This is a genomic window from Ruegeria sp. AB8 (genome assembly GCF_056542605.1).
The window spans coordinates 1-10,691 of record NZ_JBQGAB010000049.1; the positions used below are offsets into that span (position 1 = coordinate 1).

A 10,691-nucleotide genomic window follows, 5' to 3' on the forward strand; every position below is an offset into this window, starting at 1 on the left:
GCTGTCGCAGATGGCATGCAACTTGGTGTTCATGCCGCCCTTGGCGCGACCGATCAGGCGTCCACGCCCCCTTTTTTGACGCCCAAACTGGACGCCGTGCGATGAGCCTTCAGGTACTGGCAGTGGTTGGCCGACTATGTCGTTAACCGAAGACCACCCTCTTAAACAGAACCCTCGGCGGCCCTTAGCGGGTTGCCGGGGGATATCGGCTTTGCTTTCTTTTTTGGCGAAGTCGATGTTGGTCGTAGGTGGCGGATGAAGGCTGTGCGCACCCGGGTAACAGTGTCTAATAAATAGCCGAGACCCTGATCAATTGCGGTAAGTTAACCAAGTTCACTAGTCGTTGGCCCTTCAAATCTCAAGTTTTTTTACGGAGAGATTCAAGCGCTGACTTTAGGATTTCTGAGTTCTCAGCCCGTTCTTCTGACGTCATTAAGTTCGGGTCGAAAACCAATCGAAAGTTTGGCTTTTCATGAGAGACTTTTTCTAGGTGGGGTCTCGATCTTATTTGGCCCAGGACGCGGTAGGTCATTACGGGTTGAGCCACGCCCTTGACTTGGATTGCACCGACCTCTTCGGTTTCTATTTCGTGGTTTACGTGCGCCCTGGTTTCGTAAGAGATGTAAATCTCTCCTTCCTCTGCCTGATGCTCTAGCCTTGAGGCAACGTTCACGGCACCACCAATGATGGTGTAATCCATACGGTCGTCACTTCCAAAATTTCCAACCGTGCAGAAGCCTGTATTGATGCCAATACGGCATTGTAGCTGTTGTCTTATTCCTTGCCTCCTCCATTCAGCCTGCAACTCAGCCAACTTGTCTCGCATCGCAATTGCCATTCTCACGCAAGCCAAAGCATCTTCGCGCACTCCTTTACTCTCCGGGTCACCAAAGAAGACAAGGATCGCGTCACCGATAAACTTGTCTATCGTCGCGCCGTAGCTCAAAGCGACTGCTGCCATTTCGGTCAGGTAACTGTTCAGAAGTTCCGTTAAGTCTTCAGACTCCATCTGATCCGTAAGTTCCGTGAATCCAGCCACATCCGAGAAGAACACACTCAGCTTTTTTCGTTTGCTGGCGAGTTTGACTTCCTGGCGCCCGGAAAAGATCGATTTGTAAACTTGCGGTGATAAGTACTTAGCAAGCTTCCCTGACAACGCTTCAAGCTCTTGGTTTTTTCGGTTTACCTCTTCGGCCGCAATGCGCTGCTTTTCAGCCAATGCATTCAGTTCCCGCTCATTGCGATCGCTCAACCGCATCATTCGTCGTGTCGTCCGAAGCAGTTTCCTGTATTCTTCAACGAGGTTCTTTATTGAGTTTCGCGTCTCTTCATTTGGGAATTGTCCGCTGCTCAAAGTTGCTTCCGCGACTTCCAACGCTTCTCTCTCCTTGGCAAAAAGATCGTCGATAGTCATTGATCAGACAACTTTTTTAGCGAAAACTTGGCGTGTTTAAGATCTTCTCCGAACTCCTCGCCAAGCTCTTCCATGGTTTCGTCTTCAGGATCATGAAACCAGTAAACTTCGACTTTCTTTCCCATTTCTGCAGCGGAATCCAAAAGCTCCATTATCATCATGATAGCTTTAGCGCTGGAGGAGTTGAAATAGATAAGTTCAAAGTCAAAACGACAGGCGGTATTTGAACCTTCGGAAAGCCAGTTTTTTAGGGAATCAAACAATGGATTGAAAAAGGTCGTAACATCCTCTGGATAGGATTCTCCAATAAGCCTGAGGTGACCAGCATCAAAATCAAATGCCACAGCCGGAGTGCGGTTTGTCGCCGGGATTTTAATGTTCTGCATTCTACCCTCTTAAACCGTGGCTTTGAGCGCGAAGAATGCGTGCTGGTCATCAACTCGCATAAAATCGAACTCGATTGGCTTTGACGCTCGACGCGCAATTTCAATTAACCCGATACCCGCACTGTTGCTGACACTATCGGCTTCGGATCGGAGTTGGTCCTTGTATGCGACCTTTAGTTCTTCTCGGTTCATATCGCGGAGCTCTGATAGCCGGTTCCGCATGGTGTCGACATCGTTCAACAGGATCAGGTTTCCCGCATGAACGACATAGCTGCCAGCTTCGTTTCCGATGGTCAGTATGCCGTAACTTATGTCCAGTACCGCTGTTTCACCGTCAGCAGGCAACCTTTCAACGGAATATCTGATGATGTTCTGCATCTGCTCCACAAAGACTGCGAATACACTGCGAAGCGTTTTGGTGTCCGCATCTTCAGATACCAGCTTCTGCTTTAACGCATCGCCGACGCCGCTAAGAATGCTCTCGGTTACATAACCGCTGTAGGCGAAAACAACGCCCTGTTTTCGCAGGTTAGCACGTAGTTCGTAGACTTCGCTGGCAAGCATCTGTTCTCCTTGATTATGCTTGGACGGCACCAAGTTCAATCCAGGTCTTGATATCATAAGATACACATTTATGCATTTTTAGGGTATCAATTGTGCAGGCTTATCAGCGGGGAGGTTAGCATGATTAGGCTAATATGTGTGGTCGCCCTTATACTTTTGTCTGGACCGGCTGTAGCGGCCGACATTCCGACCGAGGTGAAAGCAAAGCTCCAATCCGCCATGATTGCCCATGTCGATGGCGTGATGGTCGATGGTGCTTACACTTATCTGGACACAACAACCAATGCGATTGAAACCGTATACCCTGCAAATGTTCATCCCATGGTTATTCCGGCAGGAAGCGATTACTTCGTCTGCTCTGAAATGATAACCGAAGGTGGCGACACCGTGACCGCAGACTTTCTGGTGCGGGAAATTTCCGGGGACTACAAGGTTGTTCAGATGATCGTCAATAATCGTGGTGCTCTTCAGGCCGCTATGAAGAACATCGGGAACTAGATGCCAAACACTGTAGAGGCGTTTAGTGCGTAGTCTCAGGGCCTTCTTAAGTCGCCGCATCTTCCTAAAGCACATTCTCGCGACCCTGTTGATCGGGGGTGTATTTAATGCCGTGGTGCTTCTTTTTTATTATGACTTCAAAAGACAAGCTCAAACGGACCAGGTCGCAGCGGAAATGGCAACGATTGCAAACCGTATTGCGAGGCCGCTGGCTGAGTTGGTTGAAGCACGAAACTTTACACAAGCGACGAGCCTGCTGGCCGTCTATTCTGGTTTTCCTTATGTAATTTGCGCCGAACAGAAGCTGGAGGAAAGCTCCAAAACCTTGGCCTCCTGGCCTGCCATAGGTTGTGACAGGATAAAAAAAACCGGTTTGGATATCGTCGTTTCCGTCCCGACAGCAGCAGGGTCGACAATGATGTTGGCACGAATTGATCAGGAGATTCTGAACAATGAGTTGCAGACTGAAGTTGGAGTTGTGGTTCTTTTGGGAATTCTCGGAGGCCTTGCGCTGATATTAGCAGGTGCTGCTGCATTTTTGTGGCTTATCAACAGACCTCTCGGTCAAATGTTGAAAGCTATTGAAAAGTTCGAACTATACGATGATCCGCAGAGGGTCCCGTACCAGTCAGAAGATGAGATTGGTAAAGTTGTTCAAAGCTACAACTCAATGCTGGAGCGGGAGGTCGAACGCGTCAACGCGATCCGTGAAGCGCACCATCAGATCGTCGACAGTGTAAACTATGCCACGCGAATTCAGCAGGGGTTGTTGCCTACTGCAAGTCAGTGTCAGAGCGCCTTCGCCGATTTTGCGGTCAAATGGGAACCTCGCGACTTGGTCGGCGGGGACATCTACTGGATCAGGTCGGAAGGACAGATTTCGACGCTTGCCGTAATTGACTGTACCGGTCACGGCGTACCAGGAGGCTTCATGACCATGCTGGCGATCGCTACTCTCGAGCGGCTTTACTATGAAAACGACAGGCTCAGCCCCGCTTCGGCCTTATCGAAACTGAGCGATTTAACTCGCACCCTCCTAAACCAGGACACTGAAAACTCGACTTCAAACGACGGTATGGACGCAGCAATTTGCCAGATCGACTCAAGCAAAGGGATAGCCAAGTTCGCAGGGGCACACATGTCTTTGTTGGTTAAGTCGGTGGACAACGTTGATCGCATCCGAGGTGATAAACATAGTATTGGGTATGCGGACACCCCAAGAGGGCCAAAATTTATCGAGCACGTAATCCACTTAGATCAAATTGTTGATCTGATTATCTCTACCGATGGCCTGATCGACCAATTGGGTGGCGAAAAGCGCTTAGCCTTTGGAGTTCAAAGATTAATGTCGATAGTTAAGCAAGACAGTTGGTCGAGCTCGGAAGAGCTTTTGGCGGCCATCGAAGATGCTTTCCAAGATTACAGGAAGAATGAAGAGCGCATGGATGATTTGACGGTGATTGCTTTTCGTCCGTTGCAAAACACAAGTTAGGGTGCTTTTTATGAGGTGAGCTGGGTAGCTCCTTATGGGAAAAAACTGTGGTCTGCCCAGTTTCTGACGAAAAAGGACTGCTTGGCCTGCAGGTGAGAGAGGAAAAGTCGGTTTTTTCATAGTGTAAGCCGCCAGCACCGGCGACCACTCGTCAGCACCCGGGCTAGTCGTCAGCGGTCCAGTCTTACGGACGCCGTCAGAGCCAGTTAGCGGTCTCGTAAGCTGTCCCTAAAGCGCCAGTAAGCGGCCTCTCCGGCGGTCGAAAATATCCCGTGCTCACTGTTAGAAATGCTCCGTGCTGACCCGCTGACGACTAGCCCGGGTGCTGACGGTGGTCGCCGGTGCTGGCGGTTCGGGGGGGTGGACGTTCGATCCTAGTGCTGCGAATGACTGATGGGAGCCCTTCTTGTGCATCAATCTTCAACAGAAACCGAAGGTCTAAGGTAGTGGATGACGCAGAACCTTGATGACATCGTCGCCCACACGAGCAAACCGTCGATCTCGCCGTGTCATTACCTGCCCGTCGAAAGGAGATAATATTTCTTGACCTTTCGTACTTGGTTCGGAGACGACTACCGCAAGTCGCTGTCCTTCCTTGACCCAATCACCGACATCAACGTCGTAAAGAACAGCACCAGCCTCCGGCGTCGAGATTAGAACAGCTTCATCAACATCACCGACAATCGGGTCATTTGGATTGATGTCAGCAACCTCATCGACAATGGCCCCAAGTTCGACCAAATACCTGTAAATACCGTCTGCGTCCTGGTGGGCCAATTCAGGTGTAACATCCATCATTCCACGTAGTTCTATTGTCGCTGCGAAACGTTTGTCTTCCTCGCGGTTTTCTGCTGCCCATCGCCTCCCTACGGCGAGATCGAAGGAAACGGGATCATCATTGGCGTCAGTCAGAATAACGCTCGCCTGCATTGCCCGGGCAAGGCGGAGACCTTCGTCCAGCTGACGCTCAGGAACGTAAAGATAAATCGGTCCCTCATCATCGCAATGAAGGTCCAGCACGACATCCGCTGCTACGGCCATTTCAATCAGGGTTGCTTTCAGGCGATCAGCAGCGGGCTTGCACGACATTTCCTCCAACGTCCCGGTTGGAAATGATCGGTTGAAATTAACTCTGCCGTTGAGGTCAAAGCGTCCCAGTGTTTCTCCGTACACGCCTTGAGCAAGTCCAATCGGGTTGGCGTAGGGTACCAGCGTAACGTTTCCGGCCAAGCGCCCACTTCCTTCGGCTTCCGCAATGCGAGGGATCAGCCGGTCAATTGCGACAACGCCTGGCATCTCATTGGCGTGAAGTGCGGCCTGTATGTAAACGGACGGGTTACCCTCTGAGCCTTGGAACTTGACGATACGTAGTGAAAGCGTTTGCCCGGGTGTGTCCGACTCTATCGTGATATAATCGATGTCCATAATGGCCGATCATAACTCGTGCTCAGACAACTATTGAGTACATTTTCTTGCCGGGATGCCCGAAGCGCGAACGTCGGGCTTGTCCGTACACCGGTCGTTAAAAAGAGTCTTCTGGATGACCGCACTGAGCCCATAGCGAAACACTTAGTCACTCTGCCCGTAGAGGCCCGATTATAAGTACGATTATACTGACATTGCGGCACGAATAGAAATCTTCGCTGTTGATAATCAATCCGCAGGAGACCGATATGAGAGAACTCGACCTTCAGCACTTACGCGAGACAATCCGGATTGCAAAAGAAAGTCGTCAGGCTGGCAATCACCCTTTCGGTGCGACACTGGTTGATCCCAACGGAGATGTCCTCATCCGCTCCGGCAACAACTACAAAGATTATAAGGGGGTAGGCCATGCCGAATTGAATGTCGCACGAGAGGCGAGCCGTCTTTATGATTCTGAATTCCTTGAAAAATGTACACTATACACTTCGGTAGAACCTTGCTGCATGTGCGCGGGAGCTTGCTATTGGGCTGGGATCGGAACAGTCGTCTATGGAATGACAGAAAAGCGTTTGGCCATCTTGACCGGTGACAATCAGGAAAACCTGACACTGGATATGCCCTGTGAGGCCGTCTTCAGCGTCGGTCAGCGCCACGTTGAAACCCGTGGGCCCTTCTCTGAAATCGAGGATGAAGTTGCCGAGGGGCACAGGGGCTTTTGGCAATAGAAGGCCATCTTCCAATCAAAGTAAAAAAGCTGATAATCAAAAAGGTGGGGAGTCCCGGAACCACGTCCACTACGTCCGCATTACGTTCATTCCGTCACCTACGACCAACATCGACTTCGGTAAAAAAAGAAAGAAAAGCCGATATCCCCCGGCAACCCGCTAAGGGCCGCCGGGGGTTCTGTTTATGAGGGTGGTCTACGGTTAACGACATAGTCAGCCAGCCATTGCCAGTAGGCTTCCGCATCACGAAACCCTTGAGCACGAGCAGCCAGATCTTCCGCTGCCTTGCGGGTGCAACCTCCGTCATACTCAGCGATAGCAGCCCGTTCCTCGAACGCATCAATGTCCGGGAAACTCATACCGGAAGCCGTATCTGGTCAACGATGGACCGACGCTGCTCGTCACTGATCCCAGCCGAGTAAATCCCGTAAGTGATCCCGTTCTCCGACCGTGCCGATTGATGACCAACCAGAGATGCCGTGAAGTGCTCAGGGACACCCGTTCGCTCGCACTGGGTAATGAACCACTTGCGGGTCGAGTGAAACACCAGTCCCGGTCGTTCCAGATCCAACCGCCGTCTCAGTCGTGCGAACCCCTTGGTGACGTTCGCCACGGTCAGGTCAGGAAACAGAGGACCAGAAGAAGGCAGTTGGCGGAACGTCTCATCCAGCACCGGGTGAACCGGAACCAGTCTCTCCGCCGCGTCGGTCTTCAGCAGTCGCAGTTCGTTGGGTTGAACATGCACGAAGCACCCGAGATTGCCCTTGGCCACGAGGTCTTCCCGGAGTAACCCGACCGCTTCCCCCGCGCGCAGTCCTGTCAACAGGCAGGTCAGCAGAACGGAATGCAGGTCCCGGTCCTTGGCTCCCAGCAGCCGCACGACCTCATCGTCAGTCGGCACCGCATACGGTTGAGGACGCACTTTCCGATCGAACGGCACCGTCCGGATGTCATCGAAGGCGCGGACGACCACGACGTCACCAGGGTTCAGTTTCAGCTCAGTCATCGTCGGACCTCCACGTCCAGAGGACCGCCAGCAGAACCAGCGCCGAGACTGCGGGATGGAACCGAGACACCACCCAGAGCATCGTCGTCAGGACAGCCTTGGGCGGTGGGTGCAAAAGAAAACCCCCGACGAGAACGCCGAGGGCAGACAGGTACTTCATGGATCAAACTCCTGCAGTTGCTTCTCTATTTAGATGCAGGAGGTTGCTCGGTTTTGATGGGGGAGCGGACGTTCAATCAGTCTGGACGAGCTTCTGTTAGGCGGACAAAGCGTTACTAAAGCTTTCAGGGACCCACAGATCCTAGCAGCTCAAAGTGCTCGATGCTGGCCGAGGCAATCAAATCTCGCTCCTCGCGCTCAATCCGCGCTTCGAGCCAATTGTCGCCAGCGAAATTTTTTATCGAATCCAAATCGCGCCAGAGCATTGTCATGCAGAATGCGTTCGGGTCGCCCCTCCAAGGCTTTCCGGCTGCCACCCAGATCAAGCCATCCTGGCTTTTCACAAGAGGCAGTATTTGATCGCGAAAAATCGTCTCAAATTCTACGGCCTTGCCTTCGTGTACGGTCAATCGGAACTGGCGGAGCAGCATTTGAGTTCCTCCGGATTTTTGGTCTTAACAATAATAGCATACTGAGACGATCGTTTTGGCTCTCTGCGTTTAACGACCGGTACCAACTGAACGTCTGCTCTACGCCCAACAGAAGCTCGCAGCCGACTTTTCTGGCTTCTTTCAGAGTGAAACCAAGGGTAGTTGGCGAGCGACGAGCTAATCGTTTTCAACGATTGCCATTGGAAGGCCTTGCTCGACCCAATCTGGATACCCACCGGCATAGTACCGAGAATCCTCGAAGCCCCAGAGGTGGGCCTTTATTGCAGCATACGCAGAATATGGGCAATGTGGCCCATGGCAGCTAAATACCATAGTGTCATCAAGCTCCGCTATTTCCAAAAGCGCGTCTCGTGACAGACCAACTAACAGCGAGAAGTTGAAGGAATTGGGTATATGCCCGGCATTAAAATCCAACTTTGCGCGCACATCGACGAATTTCGCTGCGCCTTGTTCCCAAAGAGCATGTGCTTCTTCAGTATTAATACGAGAGATTGATTTAGGGTAATATAAACCTTCATCACGTCTCATTTGGTCTGCGACATCATCGTAATCAATGTCATTACCAGTGCTGGGTGGTACCCCGGCTTTCAAAACGCCCTCATACAAATGTCGGCGATAATCCGGGTCGTAACCGTACATGTCACCGTACCACCAGATAAGGCTTTCTTCAGCCGTGAAGGGATCATAAAACGACGGCAGGGCAAGAGCGTCGTACTGCTTTATCAGATCAGGGACTTCCTCTAGCCGCTCCAAGTGACCAAGCGCGGATACTAACGTTGTAATATCGGCCACTATGTCAGAATTGCGCTTGAGCACGCGTCGCATCGTTACCACGACGTCCTCATATTTTTTTTGGTGAAGCTGGGAAACACCCAGTTCGCGTAAATAACGGGTTGGTTCAAGCGGGTCAAAACGCAAGGCATACTGAACCGCCGCTTCTGCTTCCGACGCACGCCCTGTTGCGTTAAGGACCTTGGCTTTTACGAGATGAATGTCAGGGTCATTTGGCGCCAAAGCCAACGCTTTATCTAATTCCTTATAAGCCTCATCGTGGCGGCCCTGCTCCACAAGAATCTCTGCCTGAACCGAATATGCTAAAGCCGATGGTTCCTCCATCGCTTTTTCAAGGCTTCTTTCCACTTCTTTCCAAGACCGTTCAAACCCGCCACTCATGGCCAGAAACCAGACACTCTGAACAATTCGCCAATGGGCCGCAGCTAAGGCAGCATAAGCCCTGTGGTAATCGGGATCGATTGCGATCGCGTCTTCAAATCTGGAAATCGCGCTCAAGGTGTCATCAGAATTGCCACTGCGCAGAAGTTCAAGGCCGTACAGCAGCGAGTCATACGCTTCAGGATGTTCAGTTTCTGTTGTTCCAAACTCCTGTTTTTCTTTGGCTGTCAATTGAACCGCCAATGCAGATGTTATTTCTTCTAGGACCTTGTCCTGAAGTTCAAAAACCTGCTGAACATCACTGTCATATCGGTCGGCCCAAATATGATGACCGCTCAAGGCATCGATCAACTGTGCATTTACACGGACTTGATCTCCCGCTCTGCGCAGGCTCCCTTCAAGGATGTATTGTACCCCCAATTCTTCAGCGACCTGCTGGGATTTCACGGCCTTGTCTTTGTAAGTCCAACTTGAATTTCGTGAAATTACGAAAATGCCAGACAGCTTGCTCAAGTCCGTGATCAGGTCTTCGGTGATCCCGTCTGCAAAAAATGCGTGTTCTGGATTGTCACTAAAATCGTCGAACGGAAGTACCACGAGTGAAGGCTTGTCCGGCAGAGGAAGGGCCATCTGATCAACTGAGGCAGGATCGAATTCCGGTTTCCATGGTCGCCAAATCATTAGTGCAAGCAAGAGGATGATCGCAGACATTGAAATGCCTACCTTGATTGGAAAATTTCCAGAGCTTGAAACAAGCGGCTTCCCGCCCGGCACCACCCGATACACCCTGACAGGAGTGGATATGTTTTTTACTCTCTTTTCTCCTAGATCTTCATAACCAACTTCCACGTTCGCTTTGAGGTGATCGTAGGCTGTGCCGGATACGACCACTCCTCCCGGTGCGGCCAATTCTTCCAGCCGAGCCGCGATGTTGACACCGTCTCCGTAGATATCCCCCTCGTCGAAGACTACATCGCCAAGGTTGACCGCAACTCGATAGCGGATCTTGCGATCTTCAGGGACATGCTCTTCTCGGGTTTTCATGGCTTCTTGAATCGAAACCGCACAGTGAACTGCCTCTACGACACTGGGGAACTCGGCAATCATTCCGTCCCCCGTTAGTTTTATTATATGACCTTTATGGGTGTCTATCTTGGGGTCGATGAGTTCGATCCGGTGTCGTTTTTGTCGCTCAATGGTACCTGTCTCGTCGGCCTCCATCAGGCGCGAGTACGCAACCATGTCGGCGGCGAGAATGGCAGCAATCCTACGCTCCATGCTAATCCTCCGAGTTTGAGGATAGCAGATGTCTGACGTCAGCACCAATGGGACAGTTTAAGTAGATTTGATAAGAGAGGGTTTCTGGCTCATCGTAACCGCCAAGGAGTGGAGATGAG

12 protein-coding genes and 1 pseudogene are annotated in these 10,691 nt (G+C 51.3%); 3 read left to right on the top strand and 10 right to left on the bottom strand.

Annotation, left to right across the window (positions count from 1 at the left end; all coding sequences use genetic code 11):
- From ACR0CG_RS23000 to ACR0CG_RS23015, 4 genes and pseudogenes are all read right to left on the bottom strand, one after another.
- Positions 1 to 116 (bottom strand): annotated as a pseudogene (locus ACR0CG_RS23000) (IS5/IS1182 family transposase); the annotation flags it as partial.
- A 242-nt stretch (positions 117 to 358) separates the two neighbouring features.
- On the bottom strand, positions 359 to 1,414 hold the full coding sequence (locus ACR0CG_RS23005; protein WP_480527780.1) for an adenylate/guanylate cyclase domain-containing protein: 1,056 nt from the start codon (positions 1,412 to 1,414) through the stop codon (positions 359 to 361).
- Positions 1,411 to 1,800 carry a DUF1987 domain-containing protein gene (locus tag ACR0CG_RS23010; protein ID WP_170614902.1) on the bottom strand — a complete coding sequence of 130 codons (390 nt, stop codon included), beginning with the start codon at positions 1,798 to 1,800 and terminating at the stop codon, positions 1,411 to 1,413. Before ACR0CG_RS23010 ends, ACR0CG_RS23005 begins: the two co-directional genes overlap by 4 nt.
- Before the next feature lie 9 nt (positions 1,801 to 1,809).
- Positions 1,810 to 2,364 carry a SiaB family protein kinase gene (locus ACR0CG_RS23015; RefSeq protein WP_480527782.1) on the bottom strand — a complete coding sequence of 185 codons (555 nt, stop codon included), beginning with the start codon at positions 2,362 to 2,364 and terminating at the stop codon, positions 1,810 to 1,812.
- Between the two features lie 120 nt (positions 2,365 to 2,484).
- On the opposite strand from ACR0CG_RS23015, the gene ACR0CG_RS23020 reads away from it, so the two are divergent.
- Entirely contained in the window at positions 2,485 to 2,862 is a 378-nt protein-coding gene (locus ACR0CG_RS23020) for a hypothetical protein (RefSeq protein ID WP_480527785.1), read from the top strand.
- 25 nt (positions 2,863 to 2,887) lie between these two features.
- Positions 2,888 to 4,354 carry a SpoIIE family protein phosphatase gene (locus ACR0CG_RS23025; protein WP_480527786.1) on the top strand — a complete coding sequence of 489 codons (1,467 nt, stop codon included), beginning with the start codon at positions 2,888 to 2,890 and terminating at the stop codon, positions 4,352 to 4,354.
- A gap of 438 nt (positions 4,355 to 4,792) precedes the next feature.
- On the opposite strand, the gene ACR0CG_RS23030 is transcribed toward ACR0CG_RS23025, so the two are convergent.
- Positions 4,793 to 5,779: a M14 family metallopeptidase gene (locus tag ACR0CG_RS23030; protein ID WP_480527788.1), complete on the bottom strand. Its 987-nt coding sequence runs from the start codon at positions 5,777 to 5,779 to the stop codon at positions 4,793 to 4,795.
- Positions 5,780 to 6,027: 248 nt separating this feature from the next.
- Here ACR0CG_RS23030 and ACR0CG_RS23035 point away from each other — a divergent pair, with 248 nt between their 5' ends.
- Positions 6,028 to 6,504 (top strand): nucleoside deaminase, encoded by a 477-nt coding sequence (locus ACR0CG_RS23035; RefSeq protein ID WP_480527790.1) that lies wholly within the window; start codon positions 6,028 to 6,030, stop codon positions 6,502 to 6,504.
- Positions 6,505 to 6,686: 182 nt separating this feature from the next.
- On the opposite strand, the gene ACR0CG_RS23040 is transcribed toward ACR0CG_RS23035, so the two are convergent.
- From ACR0CG_RS23040 to ACR0CG_RS23060, 5 genes are all read right to left on the bottom strand, one after another.
- On the bottom strand, positions 6,687 to 6,863 hold the full coding sequence (locus ACR0CG_RS23040; protein ID WP_170619915.1) for a hypothetical protein: 177 nt from the start codon (positions 6,861 to 6,863) through the stop codon (positions 6,687 to 6,689).
- Positions 6,860 to 7,510, bottom strand: a complete 651-nt coding sequence (locus ACR0CG_RS23045; RefSeq protein WP_480527792.1) for a tyrosine-type recombinase/integrase — start codon at positions 7,508 to 7,510, stop codon at positions 6,860 to 6,862. The genes ACR0CG_RS23040 and ACR0CG_RS23045 overlap by 4 nt, the downstream gene beginning before the upstream one ends.
- Positions 7,503 to 7,670 (bottom strand): hypothetical protein, encoded by a 168-nt coding sequence (locus tag ACR0CG_RS23050; RefSeq protein WP_480527794.1) that lies wholly within the window; start codon positions 7,668 to 7,670, stop codon positions 7,503 to 7,505. Before ACR0CG_RS23050 ends, ACR0CG_RS23045 begins: the two co-directional genes overlap by 8 nt.
- A gap of 124 nt (positions 7,671 to 7,794) precedes the next feature.
- Positions 7,795 to 8,100 (bottom strand): antibiotic biosynthesis monooxygenase, encoded by a 306-nt coding sequence (locus ACR0CG_RS23055; RefSeq protein ID WP_480527796.1) that lies wholly within the window; start codon positions 8,098 to 8,100, stop codon positions 7,795 to 7,797.
- Between the two features lie 177 nt (positions 8,101 to 8,277).
- Entirely contained in the window at positions 8,278 to 10,572 is a 2,295-nt protein-coding gene (locus tag ACR0CG_RS23060; RefSeq protein ID WP_480527797.1) for a rhodanese-like domain-containing protein, read from the bottom strand.
- Positions 10,573 to 10,691 lie beyond the last annotated feature (119 nt).